The organism is Flammeovirga sp. MY04, assembly GCF_001682195.2.
GTDB classification, from domain to species: domain Bacteria; phylum Bacteroidota; class Bacteroidia; order Cytophagales; family Flammeovirgaceae; genus Flammeovirga; species Flammeovirga yaeyamensis.
This window is the reverse complement of the sequence record NZ_CP003560.2, coordinates 1,891,764-1,915,450: the sequence shown is the minus strand read 5'-3', so window position 1 is coordinate 1,915,450 and position 23,687 is coordinate 1,891,764. Positions and strand designations below refer to the sequence as shown.

Sequence of the window (23,687 nt, the reverse complement as noted above, 5' to 3'; positions counted from 1 at the left end):
TGTCAACTTAACTCAAGTTGGCAGTCATCATTTTTATTTATCACTTATACAATGAAAAGGAATTTTATTTTTCTTCTTCTGTTCTATGTTTTGGGATTAAGCACAACTGTGTATTCTCAATCAAAGACTAGCCTAGAAGAAGTAACTTTCAATGGTAATGCTGTGAAATTACCAGAAAATGCTGATGCATATTTTCAGCAAAAAAGATTATCTCGTACTTCAAATCAATCGGCTTATGTAATTCTTCAATTCTATCAAATTCCAAATAAAGAGAAGCGATCAAACTTGCTGAATAATGGTATTATTCTAAACGACTATTTGGGAAATAATGCCTATTTGACCGAAATAAATACGTTTAATAGTCGAATAGATTTAAGCTCAATTCGATCTATTATTAACCTAGTTGATTTACAAAAACTAGATCCATTATTATTGAAATCAGAATTGCCTAAATACGCCATGTCGGGTAAACATTCTATTCAGTTAGATGTGTTGTTTTTTTCGGGTGTAAATACTCAAAAAGTACAATCCGATTTAGAAGGGCTAGGAGCAGAGTCGATTAACTTTTCTCCTTACTTTAATAAAGTGAGATGTCAGATTGATATCAAAGAACTGAAAAGATTAAATGCTTTCACGTGGTTAAAATATGCCGCTCCAATTCCTCCGAAAGTGGAAAAAGACGACTTCATAGGAAAAACTATGGTAGGTCAAGATGCTTTAATGGGATATATGGGAATTGACCAAATGCTTACTGGTAATGGTATTACAGTGGGTATTTGGGATCAAGATGTTGAGCCTCACTTAGATTTTAACGGTAGAGTAACATCGCATGAGTTAGAAGATCATCTTTTTGCACATGGTAACCACGTGGCAGGTATAATGGCAGGGCGTGGTTTAGTCGATCCTCTTGGTGTGGGTATTGCACACAATGTAAAAATCGAATCTTGGAATTTTAATATTGGTCGAAACGGACTAACTACTGGTGATGAGATGATGGGAGCAGCATTAAATAATGATGTTTCCATCACTCAAAATTCTTACGGTATTCCACATCCAGGAGGGTTCCTTTGGCCCTATATACAGAGTGATGCAGAATTAGATTTAGTTACATGGACTCAACCTCATGTATTACACGTTTTTTCATCTGGTAACTCAAGAGGAAGTTTTCAATATGGAACAAGTTCTAAAACGGCAAAGAATATCCTTACAGTTGGAGCTTTGACTCAAACTGGAGCAATGAGCGATTTTTCCAGCTGGGGTCCAGTAGACGACGGTCGACATGGTCCTCATATCACTGCAAAAGGTGTAGATGTGTATTCATGTTCTTTTTATAATGATTACGAATTGATGGATGGTACATCTCAAGCTACTCCATTGGTATCTGGTGTTGCTATCCAGTTATACGAATTATACAAAAGAGAAAATGATGAGTTACCCAGAGCAGATTTAATAAAAGGGGTTTTATGTAACACGGCTTCAGACTTAGGTGATGTTGGCCCTGACTTCGCTTACGGTTTTGGTGAAATGAATGCTTTAAGAGCAGCAAAAGTGGTTAAAAACAATCATTTTAAATTGGGAGAACTTGAAACAGGTGAGAAGGAAACCTATAAAATTTGGGTGCCCGAGGGTACAGGTCAATTAAAAGTGATGTTAACATGGAGCGATTACCCAAGTATTCCATTTACATCAAATACTCTGATTAATGATTTGGATTTAACTGTTGTGAAAAATGGAGAGACCACACTGCCTCTAGTTTTAGATGCAGCATATCCTTCAAAATTGGCCACTAATAAAGAAGATCATTTAAATAACATCGAACAAGTAATTATAGATCTTCCTCAATCGGGATATTATGAATTTGTAGTGGATGGAACATCAATTCCTTTCGGACCACAGAACTATAGTATCACATGGGATTTTGTAGAGAAAGGGGTGACTTTATTATCACCAGTAGGAGGAGAATCATATATTTCAGATAATTCTATGATGATCTACTGGTCAGCACCACAAAATAATACAGAAGGTTTTGTAGTTCAAATTTCGGAAGATAATGGAGCAAATTACCAAACAGTAGCTGAATTAGGATCGGGAGCTAGAAACTATACATATACAACTTCTTCAGAAGCAAAAGGGGATCTAAAAGTAAGAGTAATTAACGGAAAATATTTCGATGAGAGTGATGCTTCATTCAGTATTATCGGAAGACCAGTTATATTGGATAACTCATCAAATAGTATTTCTTGGTCAGCAATTTCTGGTGCTACTTCATACGAAGTGATGAGAATTGAGGATGGAGTAATGAAAGTTGTCGAAGAAGTTACATCTACGCAATACACACCTGAACCTGGCCAATATTGGTATGCTGTGAGAGCCATCAATAAAGAGAAAAATATAGTTGGATTACGTTCTAAGGCAATTGATTTAAGTGTGAAAGGGGTTATTAGTAACTTTCCATTTGATGAAGGCTTTGACGATGGACAATCAAATTATATTTCTATCGAAAAGTCAGATCAAGGCAATGCAACAATAAATTACGATACCGAAACGAACTCACATTATTTAAAATTTGAGGGCGGGCTTACTGGTGCAACTTTCTACGGCGATGGGACAACTCAAGAAGTTTGGAATGCCAATCCATCATTCATATCAACAGCAAAATTAAATACAGAAATACCAGACGGCATTCAATCATTATTATTCACATTAGATGCAAAATTAGGTTATTCTGTTTCTAGAAATCAAAGTATTTTTAGAGTGTATGTAAATGGTCAACCTATCTCTGATATTAAAGGTGAAAGTTATTTTATTGGTAGCGAAACAGCTTTACTTAAAAGAGATAAAATGTATTTCGATCTTAGCAGTTTTCTAGGAGGGCCGATTGAATTAGAATTGAAAGCCATTTGTCGTTATCCTTCTGGAGTAATTGCTTGGGCACCAGAAGGTGATCAGGTGGGGATAGATAATTTACATCTGTCCGAAAAAGCAGAATTTGATGTAGCTTTATTGGAAATCGAACATCCTAATCATTCTCTAAGATTGAAAGAAGCAGAACTTAAATTTCTAATTGCCAATATTGGATCTCAAGATTTAAGTGCATTTGATTTCTCTTTTGAAGTTTACAAAAACGGATTAATCAATCAAAGAGCAGACGAAACGTTCACAACTTCTTTATCATCTTTCGAAACAAAGAATTATACATTTATTGCTTTAGGCGATTTTTCTGAAGAAGATGCTTTGTATTATGTAAAAGGAAAAGCGGAACATTCGGGAGACTCAAATATTGAAAATAACACATTGCAAGGAAGCGATTTCTTCAATTTTGGAGATATTGTTCCAATGGCTGCAAACGATTATACTCAGACCACCACAGTAAGTGATGAAATCATCTTTACTGATGGAGGAACACGAATTTTCAATTACCCTGATAATACAAGAAGTGTACACAACTTTGTGCCTTCAGATCCTAATAAAAAAGTAAAAGTAGAATTTACTTCATTGCAATTAGAGGAAGGGTACGACTACCTCTATGTATTTGAAGGAACAGATGCTAAAGGTGATCCAATTGCAATACTTAATGGCAGCTTATTCGAAAATCAAGAAACAACTTTTACCTCTACAGTAAATGGTGGGGCATTGAGCTTTTTATTTTATTCAGATGAGGCGGTAAACGAAGAGGGATGGATTGCCACAGTCACACAAGAAGATCATACAATTGATTACGATGCAGGTATCACATCAATTCTTCATCCTGTAACACATTTGGGGCTAACTGATGCCGAAAAGGTAGTAGTTTCAGTATCCAACTTTGGTAAAGAAGATATTTCATCTTTTAAAATTGCCTACACAATTAATGGGGGAGAACCGAAAATACAAGCGGTAGATCGTCTTATCGAAGCAGGTAGGTCTGCAGATATCGAATTTGATGAGGCAGATGTTTTCAACACATTTGGTATTCAATACGAAGTAAAAGCATATACTATTTTAGAGAATGATGAAGTGGGTAGAAATGATTCAACTTCAGTAAGGTTTAAATCAGATTATGAACCCGCTTTAGGTTTTGGTGGAGTATATATTACCAATGTAACTATGGGTGATATCAACCAAACTTCTGGAGATTTCATGTATGAAGATTATTCCAATCAAGAACTGAAAATTAATTATGGTGAAACGGTTGAATTGATTGTTACCAAAAATGATGGTTCAGGAGCAGGAAAATACTGGATTGACTGGAATTTCAATGGAAAATTTGATGAGGATGAAGGTTTTGAATTTGAACCAATTAATCCTCAACAAATGAAAGGAGTGATCGATCCACCATATGATGTAACCCCAGGGAAAAAGAGACTTAGAATTCGTGTGTTGTCTTTTGGTGATATGGATCCAGAAGGAATTGTATTTACAGGAGAGGTAGAAGATTATTCCATCTTGTTGGAAGGAGAAGCTCCAATTCATGATTTAGCAATTAAGAGAATTGATATGGAGGAATTTGTCACTCCAGACAATTATGAGATTCCAGTGGTTATCGAGAATAAAACATCGAATACCGAATCGTATCAATTAAAGCTATATATCAATGATGTCGAAAAGGAAGTTCTTGATATCAACGACCATGCAGGTAGAGAAACAAAAGAAATCTTGTTTTCAAGTGTAAAGTTAGAGCAATCGACTACAAAAATTCATGTAGAAATTATTTCATCTACAGATGAAGTACCTACTAACGATTCTATTTTTAGAACTATAAATGTACAGCCATTAAACACTGTTTTTGCCTATAATATTTTAGGAGCTGAAGGAGTTTATCCAGGACCAATTAGCTTTCATATGCAAAATATTAAGCAACCAAGAAACATAAAACAAGTGAATGGGTTCTACGTGTATGCAGGTACAATTGCAAAGAATAAATGGTACAATAGCTCTACAGGAGGACTACTTTCTACTATAGACCCATTTACAGGAGAAATCGATAATATTGGATTTTCCGATATTGAGTTGAGAGATATGTGTTACAGCGAACCAAAGGACAAGTTGTACGGCATGGCTTATTACACAGCAGAGATTTACAGTATTGATAAACTAACTGGAGCATCAACTTTAGAGGGCACGCTCTCTAATGCTGCGATTAAGACCATTACTTGTGATATTTCTGGTTTGCTGTATGGAATGGATAATCAAGGAAATATCTACATTATTGATGATGAGGATTGGACAACCACTAAAATTAGTACATTACCAATTTATACTGGAACATCTCCACATCCTCATCTTTTCTTCGATCATAACATAGGTAAAATGTATTTGGCTTCCAGAGATAATCAGCTGACAACAGATTACTACCAAATTTGGGAAGTAGATCCATGGTCGGGTGCACTAAAAGAGGGTGCAGTTAACGAAGGTCTTAGTAAAGCAATTGGTTTCTCTATGTTCTATGATAAAGAAATAGCGGAGTCTTTACATTCAATTAATAGTGTCAAGATTCAAGGCTTAACCTCTTTTGGAACAATAGACGAGGTAAACAAGGAAGTAAAGTTAATTCCAGCAAAGCAAATGAATATTGAAGAATTAACGCTGCAATTCTCAATTTCTCCAGGAGCTAAACTGTATTACAAAGGTCAAAAAATGGCATATACATCGGTTTATGATCTTTCAACTCCAATTGTTGTCGAAGTAAGATCATACGATAATTCTCATTCCTCTTTATGGACAATCGAGTGTCTTCCTCCTTTAAATGATGAAGCTGAAATTCAAGCCTATGATATCGTAGTAGCAATGAATAACGATCTTACAGAAGATTTAATAGGGGAGGTTTCATCAAATAAAATATCAATTGATGCTCACAAAGAAGATGATCTTACTAATGCATTTGTTTCTATTGAAAAAGCCAATAAGTCGATCGTCTTAATAGGTACCGATACTCTGATCACTGATGAAACTATGGTAAATCATGCTAATGACTTTATGTTGAAGGTAGTATCTGAAGATCAGAGTAAAACGAACTATTATACGGTATCGACAGCTAAACCAGAGAATGATAATGCGGTACTAGAATCTTTTATGATCTTAGCTGATTTGAATGAAAATGTATCAGAAGATATTCATGCAGAAATAGTAGATCAAGAAATATTTTTCGACGAATCCCTATTTGATATTGAAGGAGAATTAATCATCAGCTTCAAACTTTCTACTGGAGCAATGATGACACATAATCAGTGGATTCAAATATCTGGAGAAGATAAAGTAGCTCTAACAGAAGGTGTACAATTTGAAGTGATTTCTGAAGATAAATTATCGAATGAGACCTATTCTGTGAAGAAAAAGGAAAGCACAGATCCCGATCCAACAGCTTTAATTACTTTATCAGAAGATGTAATTAATGTCTTCCCTAACCCAACAATTGGTGATGTTAAAATCAGACATCAAGAGGCAGGGACGATATTTGTCATGGACTTAAACGGTAACAAAGTACTTGTGAAAGAATTGGGAGTGAATCAAAAAGAATTGGACCTAAATCATTTGTCATCGGGTATGTATATTATCAGATTTGAAGGACAGACATCTGAATTATGGTTAACGAAATTAATCGTTAAATAGGTGAAAATAGATCCGTAATTTAAAGTGGACTACAATTTTGTAGTCCACTTTTTTATATTTTATCAGCTTCTAAATAATCAGATAATATTTTTCGTTGCTTTACGGCAAAAGTTAGTAACTGATTATTACCGGTTACTTCTAACTTTTTGCAGATGTTATATCTATGATTCTCAATCGTTTTAATGCTTTTAAATAGTTGATCTGCGATTTGTGGAGATGATTTACCTTTAGAAATTAGTCCCAAGACTTCTAATTCCGTTTTCGTTAATTGGGTAACTAATTGCTTATTTTTTCTTATTCTATCTATTTTTCTTTGATTGGTTTCTATGAATTGTTTAAATTTCTCACAAGTAAACTTTTCATTTTGTAAAACTACATCAATACAATTTCTTATTTCTTTCATCGCATTTTCTTTGAAGATATAACCATCTACGTCGAGGCTTAATGCTTCTTCAAATGTAAACAAGTCACTATGACTAGTGATAAAAATAACTTTTGTATTAGGTGCTATTGATTTAATTTTTTTGACCATTTCAACACCATTCATTTTAGGCATTTCGATGTCGGCAATAATTAATTGAGGTGATAGTGAGACAAATTTATTATAACCTTCTTCTCCATTTTCTGCCTGACCAATAATCTGAGTATCAGGAATAATATCAATTAAAGGAATAAGAGCAGAACGTACTATTGGATGGTCGTCAACAAGTAAAATTGAATTGGTATTACACATTATTTTGGAGATTGTTAAGTTTATGATGTTATTTAATAGAAAATTTTGATATAATCAAATATTACAATATTCATTTCCGGCTTAATAAATTATTATTCTTATATTCTATCTCATGATTAACAAACTACCATATTATATTTCATTACTGATATTATTATTCACTACTAACGCCTACTCTGAAGAAACTCCGAAATTTTACAATGACTCTGCAGAAGAACTGTTTTACGACGCTCCTTTGGAGAGTTATAAAATGGCAGAAAAGGCTTTGGAAGCTGCACATAAGGTATCATCCACACACGAAATAGTTAGAGCTTATGTTAACCTTTCTAGGTATTACACCTTTAAAGAGAACTACCAACGATCTTTGGATAGTTTATATGTTGGGGTGGAATATATTAATGATATACCAAGAGAAACAGCCGAACAGCTATTACTTTCAATCAGCCAAAATCATGTGATCCTTCATAGTGATAACCTTACTTTCGATCAGTTTATTAAAAGCAATGATGAGGAGAAATTTTGGAGAAAAAACTACAATGTTTTAATCAAATTATCGGCATACTATTATAATAATTATAACTATTTAAATGCGAATGATAATCTCCAAAAAGCATTGGTATTTGCACAAAATTTAAAGGACAGTTCCTATATTTCTGAGGTGAATTATCAAATAGGTCGATTGGCGGTTGCTATAGAAAAATACGATCGGTCGTTGGTTTATTTTAATAAATCTCTTCCATATACATTAGCCTCTAATGATTCAATTCGAGCATCAAAAATTTATTCTTATATGGGAGAAAGTCAGATGTTGTTAAAAGAATATATCACTGCAGATTCTTTATTTCAGTTGGCACTATCTTATTCTTCTCAACAGAATGAAAATCAATATTTAGTACTAAAAAACTTAGGAAAATTTAATTTCAATCAAGGTAAATATGCTACAAGTAGGTCTTATTATTACAAGGCTTTACAAAGTATGGGTAATAATTTCGATGCAGAAAAAGCATTCATTTTTAACGAATTAGGAGACCTTTCTATTATTGATCATAATTTTTCCGAAAGCAAAATCTATTATGATTCTGCTATTTGGTATTCTAAACGTTTTCAGGATTTTAAAAACCTAGAAGAAGCACTTGTTGGATTGTCTGATATAGCAGAAAGAAGGAAGGACTATAAGTTGTCGAATGAATTACTTAAGAACTCAAAAATTGCTCAAGCAAAAAGTAACGAGCAAAAAGAGATGGAGGCAATATCGTATTCCAATGCTTATTTTGATACCTATTTTAAGGATTTACAAATTATTGACTTAAGACAAGATAAATACATCAAAGATCTGATCCTAGAACAGGAAAAAGTAAAAACCAACCTCTTAATCGTCATTTTAATTGTCGTTTTATTGGGAGGTGTTCTTTTAGTCTTGTGGTTTCTTCAGACTAGAAAAAATGCAATGTTAGAAAGGGAGAAAGCAAAAGTTGCGAGAGAACACAACGATGAATTGATGCTTATCAATGATGTATTGTCTCAATCTCAAAAGGAATTACTCAATGCCAATCAGATTAAAGATAGAATGTTCTCTGTGATTGGACATGATGCAAAAGGACCGCTGATTAGTGTAAGAAATCAGGTGTTTGGTTTGATAGGTAAAGTGGATAAAGATTCTTCAGTTTATGAAGAACTTGTCAACTCCGAAATACTAATTGATAACGTCATCCGACTAATTAATGACTTGTTGAATTGGGCAATGTTGCAAGACGAAAAGATTGAATTGAATATCGAAAAGGTAGATTTTAAAGAGATCTTAGAAACGAATTTAAGTCTTTACAAGCAAGTGATTGATCGTAAAAATATTGCTTTTGATATCAATTTGCCATCAAATACTATATTAGATACCGATTATCAGTTGCTAAGTTTTTGTGTGAGAAACCTTCTTTCTAATGCCTTGAAATATTCACCAGAAGGTGGAGAAATTAAGATTTCATCCAAAAGAAAGGAAACGAGCTTTTCACTATCAATATCTGATAACGGCCCTGGAATTGGAGAACATCAGATGGAAACTATATTTCTGATGCCTGAAAGTTTTATAGCACCTAGCCCAGATAGGGAAGGTTTAGGTTTTGGTTTACCCATGACAGCAAGGTTTGTAAAACTATTAAAAGGTGATATTTCTTTAACTTCAAAATTGAATGAAGGATCGAAGTTTCAGTTAACTATTCCTGTGGGGTAGGTGAATGCGTTTATCGATTTCCTCAAAATAATCATTCACAACTTCTTGTTGTTCTTTGATAAGGAAGGTTTGAAGCCATTTGATTTTATGTTCTTTTCCATCTTTCAGTTCGAATATCAAATAGTTGACGTTGTACTGAGAAGTAAAGAACCTGTAACTGATTACATCTTTAATCTTAATTCGGTGCTTTTTATAATGTAAATTGATTTGAATTTCTTCATCAGTTAACCCTAAAAATTCGAATAAAAATGATTTTTTGTTCATTCGACGAGCAAATGTATATAAACAGATAAATCCACCTAATTCTAATACATCCGGAACGAAAGTCATCCAATCTAATAGTACATAAGAATCTAAGCCATAAGAATATAGCTCATAAATGTTAAAACTTAGCTCTGCTGAAATCAATCCTAACGATAATCCACCGACCCATCTTTTAAGTTTCCCAACAATATTGTTCTTGGTCTTAAAACCTTCTGAGGTATAAGGTATATATATTTCTTTTCCATGTTTATAGTTGGAGAGAGAAGATTTTCTTTTTTTAATTGATGTAGTCGTTTGCAATTGATTCATTGAGTTAGAGAGGCTGAATTAATTAGAATTAGATTTCTATAAATCAAAAATAAGTTATTGTTGCTAGATTAAAAGGTAATTTATACTCTAAAATATTAAGTATTTTCTGTTTGAAGTGTTAAGCGGCAGCGTCACTTCGAACTATTATTAGTAATTGTCTTTAACTTATTACAATTAACAGAAATTGTCTTCTGACTATCATTTTAAAGAGCTATAAAAAATGTATCAAGCTCTTTGTTTGATGTTATAACATTTTGTAAATTTGTAATAACAAAATGTTTAGATATATGAAACCAATAACCACAAAAATAAAGAAAATAGGAAATAGTAAAGGGGTGATAATTCCTAAAAAGATGCTTCAAGAACAAGAATTATCAGAGGATATTATTCTTACGCCAGTTGAGGGGGGAGTGTTAATTTCTAGTGTTAAAGAGTATTCTATGGATGATCTAATTACTTTGGAAAAGCAAAAATTAGATGAGAATAACTACCTTAAAATGGCTGAAAATGAAATTCATACCTTAAATGAACGTGAATTAAAATCCTATGCTAAAGAAACGGATGAATTTAATGATTTTGATGTAATTGATTAAATGAAAAGAGGTGAAATATGGTTAATTGATTTTGACCCCAGTAGAGGAAATGAACAAAAGAAAGTAAGGCCTGCATTAATTATTGGTAGTGATCATTTAAACGGATTGCCAATTAGAATCATACTTCCAATAACCGGAACTCAAAGAATAACACATGTAGCCATTACAGCTTCTCAAGATAATGGCCTTATAAAAGATTCTTTTATAGATACAGTACAAATCAAATCTTTCAGTAACGAAAGGTTGATTAAAAAAATGGGAGTCATTGATAATATGACATTTGCTAAAGTTTTAGCAAAAGTATCTCACAATTTGGGGTTGAACTGATAATAATACGTTTAAAAGCAAACTATTTTTTTAGCTGACCTCATGTAAGAAGGCACAAGAGTAAATAAGAAATCAAGAATAAGAATCAAAAAGGGGTTACAAATGAAAGTAATTAAGGATAATAGAACTATTGAGTTAAATGAAAAGCTTAAAAATGAAATATTCACTAAGAAATTTCTAACTAATGAAGCATATTTTCCTGATAAAATTTTAAATAATAACGATTATTATTTGTTTATATCATTTGAATTTGACTTTTGTGATGAGTTTGAATTCTTATTTAAGAACATGATTGATAAACATAAAGAGTCAAGGTTTTTTATGTCTACAATGTCCCCAATGGAACTATATGATTTTGAACTAGAATATGAAGTGGATTTAAAAAATAATAAAATAGAGGATCTGATTTATAGTGATTTAGAATTATTTAAATCAGAACCAGATTTTTATATTTCTCATACAGATATTGGTACTGTAGTGCTTATTTATGATTTATCTAAAGATTTTGTAATCTTAATAGATTGTGATAGTAATGTTATTTATATAATGATAAACAAAAATTATTATATCAGTAATGATATTGAAATCCCAAATACATTTCATTCTATTAATGATGATATATTTAGGGATGATTTTTCAAAAGAATATCATCAAGATTTACTTCGTAACTATTTATAATGGTTATTCTGCAAACAAACACTAACAATCACCTAAAAAACCAATTTTAAAAATCATTATTTATTTGACTATTAATCTCTTGTTGCAAATAATATCGAAGATCATCAAAAGTTAGTTTCTCATTTACAAACAAATTACGATATTTGTGCGAATTGTACCCGTACGGGACAAGTTTTTAATATAATAATTGACAGTTACATCATCCAATGGGATTTAAAGAATACAAAGGTCTCGACCTTGTAGCAGCGAACAGAGAGATTCGCCAATATTGGGAAGAGCAAAATATCTTCGATAAGTCTGTCTCATCAAGACAGGGAAATCCATCATTTGTTTTTTATGAAGGTCCTCCTTCTGCAAATGGTGCTCCGGGTATTCACCACGTGATGGGCCGTGCTGTAAAAGACCTTTTTAACCGTTACAAAACGTTGAAAGGTTTCCAAGTAAAGCGTAAAGCTGGTTGGGATACTCACGGACTTCCGGTAGAACTAAAAGTTGAAAAAGAACTTGGTATTACTAAGGAAGATATTGGTACTAAAATTTCTGTCGATGATTATAACGCAGCGTGTAAGAAGACCGTAATGGAATTCAAATCGCAGTGGGATGAGCTGACAAAACAAATGGGATATTGGGTAAACCTTGATGATCCATATATCACATTTGATAAAAAATACATGGAAACTCTTTGGCACTTGCTTAAGGAGTTATACAATAAAGATCTTCTTTACAAAGGATACACTATCCAACCTTATTCTCCAGCAGCAGGTACAGGTTTGTCTTCTCACGAATTGAACCAACCGGGATGTTATAGAGATGTGACGGATACTACGGTGACCGCACAATTTAAAGTAGAAAAAGACGATAAGTCTGCTTCTCTTTTTGAAGGTGCACACGGTGATGTATTCATCCTGGCTTGGACGACGACTCCTTGGACGTTATCGTCTAACTCTGCTTTGGCAGTAGGTGAGAAGATTGACTATGTAAAGGTAAAAACATACAATGCTTATACACATGAGCCAATTACAGTGATCTTAGCAAAAGATCGTTTGAATGCTTATGTCACTAAAAAGCAATTGGAAGCTGATTTCGATGCTTATGAGAAAGGTGCTAAACTAGTTCCTGCTCAAGTGATCGGAGAATATAAAGGTGCTGACTTAGTAGGTGTAAAATATGAGCAATTATTGCCATATGTGAAACCTGAAGGTAAAGCATTCGAAGTAATTCCTGGCGATTATGTTACTACTGAGGACGGTACAGGTATCGTTCACATCGCACCAACTTTTGGTGCAGATGACCAGAGAGTGGCTAATCAAGCAGGTATTTCTGCTATCGTAGTATTTGATGAAAAAGGTAAGCCTCTTCCATTAGTAGACCGTACTGGTCGCTATGTAAAAGAAATGGGAGAATTCGGTGAGCAATTCGTTAAAGCAGAATACGAAGAGGACGAAGTATCTGGAGCTAAGGAATACAAATCGATGGATGTTCGTTTAGCCATCAAATTAAAAACGGAAAATAGAGCGTTTTTAGTAGCTAAATATGTCCACAGTTACCCTCACTGTTGGAGAACTGATAAACCAGTATTGTACTATCCATTAGACTCTTGGTTTATCCGTACAACTTCAGTAAAAGACCGTTTGGTTGAGTTGAACAAAACCATCAACTGGAAACCAAAAGCTACTGGTGAAGGTCGTTTCGGTAACTGGTTAGAAAACTTAGTCGACTGGAACTTATCTCGTTCTCGTTACTGGGGTACTCCGCTTCCAATTTGGAGAACAGAAGACGAGGCAGTAGAAAAATGTATCGGATCTGTCGCTGAATTGGCGGAAGAAGTGAAAAAATCTGTAGCGGCAGGGGTAATGCCTAAGAATCCTAAGTACATCGACGAAAACGGTGAACTTGTAGAGGAATTCGATTTACACCGTCCGTATGTAGATGATATCATCTTAGTATCTGAAGATGGAAAACCAATGTACCGTGAGTTGGACCTGATCGACGTTTGGTTCGATTCTGGTGCAATGCCTTACGCACAATGGCATTATCCATTTGAAAATAAAGAGATTTTTGATGGTTCTTTCCCTGCAGACTTCATCGCAGAGGGTGTGGATCAAACACGTGGTTGGTTCTTCACTTTGCATGCGATTGCAGGTATGACACAAGACAATGTGGCGTTTAAAAACGTAATTTCTAATGGTCTTGTATTGGATAAGAACGGTACTAAAATGTCGAAGCGTTTAGGTAACGTGATCAATCCATTCGAAACAATGAACGAGCACGGTGCAGATGCAACACGTTGGTACATGATCTCGAACGCTAACCCTTGGGATAACTTAAAGTTTGACTTGGAAGGCGTAAAAGAAACGAAACGTAAGTTCTTCGGAACACTTTATAATACTTACTCGTTCTTCTCGCTTTATGCGAACTTGGACAACTTCACTTACTCTGAAGCTGAAGTACCAATGGAAGATCGTCACGAGTCGGATCGTTGGATCTTGTCACGTCTAAATACTTTGATCAAAGAAGTAGACGAGGCATTAAACGATTACGAGCCAACAAAAGCGGCGAGAGCCATCCAATCGTTCACTATCGAAGATATGTCGAATTGGTACGTTCGTTTAAACCGTAAGCGTTTCTGGAAAGGCGAATATGCAGCAGATAAGATTGCTGCTTACCAAACGTTATACACTTGTTTGGAGACCATCTCAGTATTGATGTCGCCAATCGCTCCATTCTTCTCGGATCGTTTGTTCCAAGACTTGAATGCAGCAACAGGTAAAGACGAAGCACAATCGGTTCACTTGGCAAAATTCCCTCAAGTAAACGAAGCGTTAATCAACATCGACTTGGAAGAGAAGATGCACTTGGCACAAGTAATTTCATCGTTAACTCACTCTATCCGTAAGAAAGAGAAGATGAAAGTACGTCAGCCATTACAGCGTATCCTTATTCCAGATGTAAACACAAAAGTAACAGGTCAGATTAAAGCGGTTCAAGATGTAATCTCACATGAGGTAAACATCAAAGAAATCGAATTCTTGACAGAAGAAAACGAGGGTATGTTCGTGAAGCACATCAAACCAAACTTCGCTACTTTGGGTAGAAAGTATGGTAAATTGATGAAAGGTATCGCGGCTACAGTGAATCAAATGTCACAAGAAGATATCAAAAATATCGAATCAACAGGTTCATATACTTTTGATGTGGATGGCAACGAAGTAGTTCTTGGTGTAGAAGATGTATTGATCACTTCGGATGATATCCCAGGTTGGTCAATGGCGAAAGATCAAGGTATTACCGTAGCACTTGATATTACACTGACAGATGAGCTTCGTAAAGAAGGTATCGCTCGTGATATCGTGAACAGAGTTCAGAACCTCCGTAAAGACATGGGCTTAGAAGTGCAAGACAAAATCAACATCGTTGCTGAGCAAGGTGAAGATTTAGTCAATGCAGCATTCGAGTCATTCAAAGGATATATCTGTGATGAAACTCAAGCATTATCACTAACTGTCGAATCTTCAGTAGCAGATGCCACTGTTCTAGATTTAGACGGAGTAGAAGTGAAGCTAAAAGTGAGCAAGTAATTGGAATAACATTTAATTAATATATAAAAAGAGGATATCTCAATTCGATAAAACCTCGTATCAAAAACTTTGATTTAATTTCTAGGTTTTTGATACGAGGAAATTGGATAAATGAGAAACCCTCTTTTTTTTATTTCATCTTTTTTTCAAAAAATGAGTACAAATAAATTGTACTCCCCTTTACTGAATAGAAGATTAAGAAATTAAGTACCTATTCAAGTTGTTTGAAGCATATCATCTCTTTTGGAGGGGATATGCTTTTTTATAGCACTTTAAAAAAGTCAAAGCGTTCTGCTTCTTCCATATGGAACCAACCAATATCAAGGAATCCTTTATGATATTGTATCGTTACATTATCATCAACTTGATGTTGTATATAATATTGCCGATCAACCTGAATATGATTGACTTTTTCTTTTTCAAGCTTAACATCAACTGAAAAGTAAGCAAGTTTTACACTTTTACTTTTGTATGAGATTTTCCCATTTTTTGATGTGGGAGATGATTCATCAAATAGTACATTTATAGAGAGAAGTAAACCAAAAAAATAGAAGAATAAACAAATGAAAACAACGAGTGATTGAATACAATTTACCCAAGATTTAAAATTCAGTTCACTTAGTTTGATGAGAATAATAAAAACAGTTGAGGAAACAATAAATAAAGGAGCCCAAAGACTTTGGTAAGATTCAAAATTGAATTTTAATCCTAATAAACCAACCCCAATGCATGATGTTAAGAAGCATAGTGCGATATGCGGCTTTTTATTGTTTTCATCAATATCAAAAGAAAGTACTCCTTCATATTTTATCAATAAAAAAATGGAGACAAATGGAAAAAATAGTTGAATTAGAATTAATAAAGTGAACCCTTCAAATAGATAATAATTATTGAAAAAAAGAGGTACACTGAATAGGTTAAAAAATAGAGCAGTTCTGCGAGCTGCTTTTTGATTGTACATAGGTAGTTGGCTTTAAACGATCGATCTTTAAATCTAAATTGGTTGGAAGTAAGATTAAAACCTATTGAATTTCATTAACTTTAAATCATTAAAATCATCAAAACAATGTTAAAAACAATCATTTGAAGATCATCAGAAAACCATTTTCATTTAAATTTGTCATAAATTATAGAATCCGAATTTAATTAGCCCTAAGCCGGGTCTACTAGAAATAAATAAAATGAGAAATCTTCTATTATCTGTTTTTTTACTAATTGGTATCACTTCACATGCACAAGAAATTCATCAAATGACTCACGACGAAGCCATGGAGGAATTTCAAAAAATGATTGCTCAAAGTGAAGTGAATACAGGTGGATTACAAGAGTTACGTTATTACATCGAAACAAGTGACGTCAATCTGAACGATTATATCTATATAGGTAAACTGCTTCAGATTGCACCTCAATACACTCAATCATTATTAGAAACAGCAAGGCAAATAAGCTTCTCTCCAAGGGAATCAAATTTGTATCATGATTTAATCGAATTACCTTTGTTGGATTTAGCAAGAGCACATACTTCAGAAATTTCTGCTTTAATGAAGGAAGCCTTAAGAAGTAGAAATCATGAGTCAGATGTAGTTATCCAACAAAAAATTGATGCTTTAGTCAATCAATGTCATTATAAAGAGATCGAAAACTTTATTGCAGAACAAGCGACAGCATCGAAAGACTAGACCTACATCGCCTACTATTTCTTATCTTTGATCAAAAGCTTTTACTATGTGTATGGATTTCGGACGACTTAAAGATATAGCAGGAGTAGATTTCGCCTTACCAGAAGAGGATCCGTATTCTCAGATGGTGTTGAGGAATCATCCCAACTTTGTGGGAAATTTTGATTTCCGATTAGGTGCACCTGCATGGTCTTGTGCTGCTTGGAAAGGGAAAATTTATCCTGAGAAATCCAATCCCGCTACATTTCTTCATTATTATGCCGAACATTTTGATACTATTGAGTTGAATAGTACGCATTATGGTATTCCCAAATTAGAAACGTTATCCAAGTGGAAATCTACTGTAAGTGACGATTTTCGTTTTTGTCCCAAGATGCTTCAGAATGTTTCTCATAGAAAAAGATTGAATAATGTACAGTCTGAAGTCGATGAATTTACAGACGCCATGCGTACTTTTGAGCACAAATTAGGGTATACATGGTTGCAAATGCCCCCAGATTTTGATACTCAAGAGAGAAAATCGCTTTTTAAATTTCTCGAAAAATATCCAATAGATATCCCGTTAGCCTTAGAACTAAGACACAACTCTTGGTTTAATGATAAAGAAGTACTTGATGAACTTTCTACTATCATGACAGAGAGAAGTCAGGCGATGATTATTACTGATGTAGCAGGTAGAAAAGATGTATTGCATATGCGACTCACCACTCCGGCAATCATCATCAGATTTGTTGGGAACGAGTTGAGTCCTACCGACTATTCCCGAGTGGATGATTGGCTAAAAAGATTAGCAAGGTTCAAGGCTCAGGGACTTCAGGAAGTCTACTTTTTTGCCCATCAACCTGAAGATATTTTATGTCCAGAAATCGGAAATCATATCGGAAGAAAATCAGAAATTGAGTACAATTGGAAATTTACCTACCCAATTTTAAGGGAAAAGGTAGAACAAAGGGCTCTTTTTTAATCTAGTTACAAGCATTGACATACTTTATTTGTTAAATCTAATTCGTTCTTTTAGTTTTGTGCAAACATAATGTGAAATCATCGAAGTATGTCTTCTCGTACACAAACCAAATTCATTTTCGTTACCGGTGGGGTAACCTCGTCATTAGGTAAAGGAATCATCTCTGCTTCACTTGGAAAGCTATTACAAGGAAGAGGCTATTCTGTCACCATCCAAAAATTTGATCCATATCTTAACATCGATCCAGGTACTATGAACCCATATGAGCATGGGGAGTGCTATGTGACTGATGATGGTGCAGAAACAGATTTAGATTTAGGACACTATGAGCGTTTCTTGAACGTTCCTACATCTCAAGCAAATAACGTAACTACAGGTAGAGTTTATAACAACGTAATCACAAAAGAACGTGAAGGTGCTTACTTAGGTAAGACGGTTCAAGTGGTTCCTCATATTACAGATGAGATCAAAAGAAACTTCTACAAAGTAGCTGAAAATGGCGATTATGATATCGTTATTACTGAAATTGGTGGTTGTGTAGGTGATATCGAAGCACTACCTTTTATTGAAGCTGTTCGTCAGGCTAGATTAGAATTGGGTTCTCAGAACGCAATGGTTATTCACTTAACATTAGTTCCTTATTTAAGAGCTGCGGGTGAATTGAAAACGAAGCCGACACAACACTCAGTAAAACAATTATTAGAGGCAGGGGTACAGCCAAACATTTTGGTTTGTCGTACTGAACATCATATTCCAATGGAGATGCGTCGTAAGATTGCATTGTTCTGTAACGTAGACTTAAACGCGGTAATCGAATCGTGTGATGCTTCTACAATCTATGATGTGCCATTATTAATGCAGAAAGAGAAACTTGACGAAATCGTATTGATGAAATTAAGTCTTCCTGCATTCCAAGAACCTAACTTAGACAATTGGTTAAGCTTCTTACAGAAGTTGAAAAATCCAAAAGGAGAAGTTAGAATTGGTTTAGTTGGTAAATATGTCGAATTACCTGATGCGTATAAGTCAATCGTAGAAGGATTTGTTCATGCAGGTGCAGTGAACGAAGTAAAAGTTCGTTTAGAATATATTAAGGCAGAAGACCTAGACGAAAGAGAAGTGGCTGCTAAAACTGTTACAGAATTAGACGGTTTATTGGTTGCCCCTGGTTTCGGTGAAAGAGGTATGGAAGGAAAGATCAATGCTTGTTCTGTAGCAAGAGAACATAAAGTACCTTTCTTCGGTATCTGTTTAGGTATGCAATCTGCAGTGATCGCATTTGGTCGTGATATGGTAGGTTTAGCAGGTGCTAATTCTTCAGAAATGGAAGAGGAAGTTCAATATCCTGTAATCGACTTAATGGAAGATCAAAAGAACCTTTCTCAAATGGGAGGTACAATGCGTTTAGGAGCTTATCCTTGTGAAGTAAAAGAAGGAACAAAAGCATATGAAGCGTATGGAGCTGCGAAGATTTCTGAAAGACACCGTCATAGATATGAGTTTAACAACGAATATTTAGAGCAGTACGAAAAAGCAGGTATGAAAGCGACAGGTATCAACCCTAAGTCAGGCTTGGTTGAAATCGTTGAAATTCCTGATCATCCATTCTATGTTGGAGCTCAGTTCCATCCAGAATATAAGTCAACTGTAGAAAATCCACACCCTTTATTTGTGGCTTTCGTTAAAGCAGTAAAAGAATTGAAAAATAGCAAAGGTGAAGTAGTTAGTGCTTAATCTTTGATTTAGATATTGTTACCCCTTGATGTTTTCATCAAGGGGTTTCCTTTTTTTGGGAAACAAGTGGAATACCCAATAGAAAGGTTTGAAATAATTTCCACTGTTTTTCGGATGATCTCACCTTTTTATCAATTTTTTGATAAATTTTAAATCGAAAAAACGTAAATTTGCAAGCATTTTAATGAGTACTATGATTTCTCTCTAATACTCATATAAAAGTTTTTTATAGAAAAGTTAATTATGGATAAAAATCAAACAACTGGTTTTCTGATATTATCTGCCATGTTGGTTGCTTACATGTTCTTCTTCCAGCCGGAACCAACAGAAGAAACTGTGACAAATACAACAGAGCAAGTTGATGGTCAGACAAGCAGTCAAAACAAACAAACAGAAGTAACGCAAACAGTAGTTTCAGATTCAGTTTTACAACAACAATATGGTCTGTTCTCTGCTGTGATGAAAGGAGAAGAAAAAGATTTAGTCCTTAGCAATAAAAAAATTGAAGTTGTTTTTAATTCTAAAGGTGGTAGAGTAGAGGATGTTTTAATCAAAACTCACCAAACTTATGATAAAAAAGACCTTCACTTAGTAAATAAAGATAACTATTCTGTACAAGAATTACTTCCTACATCTTTTGGACCAATTGATCTAAACAAATTGTACTATACTCCAGAAAAATCTGGTAATAAGGTAGCAATGGTCGCTAGAGATGCACAAGGTCAAGAAATCTTAAGAAGGATTTATACTTTAGAGGAAGAAAAATATGTAGTTGATTATGAGTTAATCTTAGGTACTGCAAAGCAATTTGTAACTGGCGATAACATCTCTTACAAATGGAATTCTAAGATGATGGCAATTGAGAAGGACATGAAAACTTCTCGTCAGAAAACTACTGTAAACTACTACACAGCTGATGATAAGTTTGATTACTTATCAATGGCATCAACTAAAACTGAAGAAGAAGCAATTGCTACTCCTTTGAAGTGGGTTTCTGCTAAACAAAAGTTCTTTAACGTTGGTTTTATCACAGATAAGCAATTTAATGCAGCTAACCTAAAAGAGACAACGGACGAAGCTAGTCTTGACATTGTAAAGACAGCAGATATCTCTTTACAAATTCCATTAGCTTCAATTTCTGAAGCGAACTTAAGATACTACTTCGGTCCAAACGAATACCGTGTTTGTGAGCTGGTAGCAACAGGATTTGAAGATAACGTATACTTGGGTTGGTCTTGGACTACTCCTTTATCTAAATATATTTTTATTCCGCTTTTCGAAAAGTTAGAAGCTTTCAATTTAGGTTATGGTTTAATTATCTTCCTAATGGTTGTATTGGTGAAGTCGGTGTTATATCCACTAACTTTCAACTCGTACAAATCAATGGCTAAAATGAGGTTGTTGAAGCCAGAAATGGATGAGTTGAAAGAAAAATATGGTGACGACCAAATGAAAGTGCAACAAGAAACAATGGCATTGTACTCTAAAGTAGGAGCAAGCCCACTTTCAGGTTGTATACCAATGATCGCTCAAATGCCTTTCTTCGTAGCATTATATAACTTCTTCCCTAATGCTATTCAGTTAAGAGGTCAAGCATTCTTATGGGCAGACGATTTATCGGCATATGATTCGATCTTAGATCTACCATTCAATATACCTTTCTACGGTGATCACGTATCGTTATTTACTTTATTGTGGGCCATCTCAATGGCAGGTTATACTTACTTCCAGAACCAAATTCAAGTACAGTCTAACCCTCAAATGAAGTACTTCTCATACATCTCACCAGTCATCTTCTTATTTATCTTCAACAGTTTTGCAGCAGGTTTAACGTACTACTACTTCGTTTCAAACTGTTTCACTATCATCCAACAATTGGCTTCTAAACGTTTTGTAAACGAAGACAAGATCCGTAAGGTAATGGATGAAAACAAAAAGAAGAACGCTAACAAAAAAGCAGGTGGTTTTGCAGCTCGTTTAGACAAAGCGATGAAGGAGCAACAAAAAGCACAGCAAGCGGCAAAGAGAAAAGGTAAGAAAGAAGACTAAGGGTTTTCATCTAACAAAAAAGGGCTGTTTCGTTATACAAAACAGCCCTTTTTTGTTAGATGAAAAAATTAAAAATGAAAAGTTAAAAATGAAAAACGTAGTTAGTTAAACTAACGCAAGAACTCTCGCCCTTAGTATTTCAATGGGCGAGAGTTCTTGCGATAGAGCAACATTTTACGTTTTTCATTTTTCATTCTTAATTTTTCATTTAAAAAACAAAACCCATTGTTCCTTAAAAACAATGGGTTATAAAATATCTTTTAGCATCCAATAAATAACTACTTCTGACTAGTTAATTCTTTATAGTCGATGCTTCTTTCTTTAATTTGCTTATATACTTCTTGATTCTCTTCGAAGATTTGGAACTTATTGTGTGAGAAGTCAAATACATAATAATCTATTCCGCCTAATGCACCTAGTAATAAGATCATTGATGCGTAACCTTTAACTGGGGATAAGTACTGTAAGAAAGAACGGTATAGTCTGATAAAGATCGCTACATTAGAAACGATCAAGTATGCAAAAAGTAAAAAGTTAAAAAACCAAATCATAATGTTGTTATGTGTGTAATAAAATGCAAAAATTAAAAATTAAGTTGCTTTTCATTACGAGTTGTCACTTAAAAAGTTGAATTTCAATTATTTACCAATGTAAGTTTGAATTTGAAATCTGTTAATAGTATTTCTTATTTCTTAAAATTATTACAGGTAGTTCATCGAATATTTATATTTCACTTCTATAACGCTCATAAAATAGGCATTATTGTACAAAAATACCTTTCTTTTTTTGAGAAAGGTATTTTTGATTATTTTTTAAATTTTTTTAAGTAAAAAATTAATAAGCGATCAAGTTGATGTTCTTCCAGCCAGAATCAGAAATAAAATCTTCGCCTGTTTCTAACATGTCTTCATCGTCTTTTTTATAGTACCAATTGACTATTGCTTTACCTTTGCCGGCTTCTTCGTATGCTTGAAGCATTTCAATAATTCTGAAGAAACTTTTAGAAGATGCCGTATTAAAATAGGTCATTTTGTAGTTAAGCGTGATATCAAGACCTGATACCTTTAAGTAGTTTTCTACCCAATTAAATAATGGTTCAAAAAATTCAGCAGTATATTCATGATATGATTGACCACTTACTTCCAAAAGACCTTTCGCTGGATCAAAGTTTACTTCTGGAACGAATTCTTTCTTTTTAATAAATAGTTTTTCCACGAGTCGTTATTTTCTCAGTTAATAATAAAACTATGGTTTATAATTACGTTTACCCTTAATTGTTTTTACCTTAGTTCCTTTTAATTATAGTACGATTATTTACCGTGTTCTTGTTGATACTTGCCTACAAGAAGGGCCATAAGTATTGCCATATAAAATTGCCCTACCATTGCAAAAATTACAGTAAAGGCTTTTACCTCATCCGCTACAGGAGAAATATCTCCAAAACCTACTGTAGTTAGTGTAACAAAACTAAAATATATTAGATCAGAAACTTCTACTGGTTGTGAAAAAGCCTGACCATCAAAAAGTATGTCACACACTTTAAAAAGTATAAAGGCAATTACTCCAATTTGAATATACCCGGCTATTGCCCCTAATATTGTATTCATATTTACCTTTTTAGAATTCCATACATCAAGTAATAAAATTCTTAAAAAGAATATGAAATAAATAAGCAAGGTGAACCAACTTAGTATACTAGCATTGTCATTTTCTGTGCCAACTGTTGCACTTTTTCCAAAAATTAGGGAAAATGTTATGAAAGTTAGTATTTTACTAGCTGTTTTTGTTTTTCTTATAAAATTGAAAATAGCAAAGATCAAGATAATTAGAGATACATCACTAAACTCGTCCGAAAGACTTAATGATTGAAAAATGACAGGAGCCCATAATACGAGTATATAGGCGATTAATAAAAGTATGTACCTTAATTCTTGAAGTTTATCGTAAACCGTTTGGTTGAAGACCAT

At 34.0% G+C, this 23,687-nt stretch carries 16 protein-coding genes; 10 read left to right on the top strand and 6 right to left on the bottom strand.

Going from position 1 to position 23,687, the window contains the following annotated elements; translation table 11 throughout:
- Positions 1 to 51: 51 nt before the first annotated feature.
- On the top strand, positions 52 to 6,588 hold the full coding sequence (locus tag MY04_RS07760) for a S8 family serine peptidase (RefSeq protein WP_084005802.1): 6,537 nt from the start codon (positions 52 to 54) through the stop codon (positions 6,586 to 6,588).
- 52 nt (positions 6,589 to 6,640) lie between these two features.
- Here MY04_RS07760 and MY04_RS07755 read toward each other — a convergent pair whose 3' ends face one another.
- Entirely contained in the window at positions 6,641 to 7,321 is a 681-nt protein-coding gene (locus MY04_RS07755; protein ID WP_066208332.1) for a response regulator transcription factor, read from the bottom strand.
- A 112-nt stretch (positions 7,322 to 7,433) separates the two neighbouring features.
- On the opposite strand from MY04_RS07755, the gene MY04_RS07750 reads away from it, so the two are divergent.
- Complete coding sequence (locus MY04_RS07750) at positions 7,434 to 9,545, top strand: ATP-binding protein (protein WP_066208329.1); 2,112 nt, start codon at positions 7,434 to 7,436, stop codon at positions 9,543 to 9,545.
- Here MY04_RS07750 and MY04_RS07745 read toward each other — a convergent pair.
- Positions 9,525 to 10,118, bottom strand: a complete 594-nt coding sequence (locus MY04_RS07745) for a hypothetical protein (protein WP_066208327.1) — start codon at positions 10,116 to 10,118, stop codon at positions 9,525 to 9,527. The two genes, MY04_RS07750 and MY04_RS07745, sit on opposite strands and share 21 nt — an antisense overlap.
- A gap of 287 nt (positions 10,119 to 10,405) precedes the next feature.
- On the opposite strand from MY04_RS07745, the gene MY04_RS07740 reads away from it, so the two are divergent.
- The 4 genes from MY04_RS07740 to ileS all read left to right on the top strand — a co-directional run bounded on the left by MY04_RS07740 (position 10,406) and on the right by ileS (position 15,294).
- A complete protein-coding gene (locus tag MY04_RS07740) occupies positions 10,406 to 10,711 on the top strand; it encodes an AbrB/MazE/SpoVT family DNA-binding domain-containing protein (protein ID WP_066208325.1) in 306 nt (101 codons plus the stop codon).
- Complete coding sequence (locus tag MY04_RS07735; protein WP_066208322.1) at positions 10,712 to 11,038, top strand: type II toxin-antitoxin system PemK/MazF family toxin; 327 nt, start codon at positions 10,712 to 10,714, stop codon at positions 11,036 to 11,038. It abuts the gene before it with no gap.
- A gap of 102 nt (positions 11,039 to 11,140) precedes the next feature.
- Entirely contained in the window at positions 11,141 to 11,716 is a 576-nt protein-coding gene (locus MY04_RS07730; RefSeq protein ID WP_066208321.1) for a hypothetical protein, read from the top strand.
- Positions 11,717 to 11,922: 206 nt separating this feature from the next.
- The gene (ileS, locus tag MY04_RS07725) at positions 11,923 to 15,294 is read left to right on the top strand and encodes an isoleucine--tRNA ligase (protein WP_066208318.1); all 3,372 of its coding nucleotides are present in this window, start codon (positions 11,923 to 11,925) and stop codon (positions 15,292 to 15,294) included.
- A gap of 262 nt (positions 15,295 to 15,556) precedes the next feature.
- Here ileS and MY04_RS07720 read toward each other — a convergent pair whose 3' ends face one another.
- Positions 15,557 to 16,108, bottom strand: coding sequence for a hypothetical protein (locus tag MY04_RS07720; RefSeq protein ID WP_158297612.1), 552 nt, complete (start codon positions 16,106 to 16,108; stop codon positions 15,557 to 15,559).
- A 367-nt stretch (positions 16,109 to 16,475) separates the two neighbouring features.
- Here MY04_RS07720 and MY04_RS07715 point away from each other — a divergent pair, with 367 nt between their 5' ends.
- The 4 genes from MY04_RS07715 (at position 16,476) to yidC (ending at position 21,720) form a co-directional block, all read left to right on the top strand.
- Positions 16,476 to 16,973: a hypothetical protein gene (locus tag MY04_RS07715; protein ID WP_066208312.1), complete on the top strand. Its 498-nt coding sequence runs from the start codon at positions 16,476 to 16,478 to the stop codon at positions 16,971 to 16,973.
- Between the two features lie 46 nt (positions 16,974 to 17,019).
- The gene (locus MY04_RS07710) at positions 17,020 to 17,937 is read left to right on the top strand and encodes a DUF72 domain-containing protein (RefSeq protein ID WP_084005801.1); all 918 of its coding nucleotides are present in this window, start codon (positions 17,020 to 17,022) and stop codon (positions 17,935 to 17,937) included.
- Between the two features lie 87 nt (positions 17,938 to 18,024).
- Complete coding sequence (locus MY04_RS07705) at positions 18,025 to 19,671, top strand: CTP synthase (protein ID WP_066208309.1); 1,647 nt, start codon at positions 18,025 to 18,027, stop codon at positions 19,669 to 19,671.
- A 243-nt stretch (positions 19,672 to 19,914) separates the two neighbouring features.
- Positions 19,915 to 21,720, top strand: coding sequence for a membrane protein insertase YidC (gene yidC / locus MY04_RS07700; RefSeq protein ID WP_066208306.1), 1,806 nt, complete (start codon positions 19,915 to 19,917; stop codon positions 21,718 to 21,720).
- Between the two features lie 278 nt (positions 21,721 to 21,998).
- On the opposite strand, the gene MY04_RS07695 is transcribed toward yidC, so the two are convergent.
- From MY04_RS07695 to MY04_RS07685, 3 genes are all read right to left on the bottom strand, one after another.
- Positions 21,999 to 22,271, bottom strand: coding sequence for a hypothetical protein (locus MY04_RS07695; RefSeq protein WP_066208304.1), 273 nt, complete (start codon positions 22,269 to 22,271; stop codon positions 21,999 to 22,001).
- Positions 22,272 to 22,554: 283 nt separating this feature from the next.
- Positions 22,555 to 22,935, bottom strand: coding sequence for a DUF1987 domain-containing protein (locus tag MY04_RS07690; protein ID WP_066208302.1), 381 nt, complete (start codon positions 22,933 to 22,935; stop codon positions 22,555 to 22,557).
- A gap of 95 nt (positions 22,936 to 23,030) precedes the next feature.
- A complete protein-coding gene (locus tag MY04_RS07685) occupies positions 23,031 to 23,687 on the bottom strand; it encodes an ion channel (RefSeq protein WP_066208300.1) in 657 nt (218 codons plus the stop codon).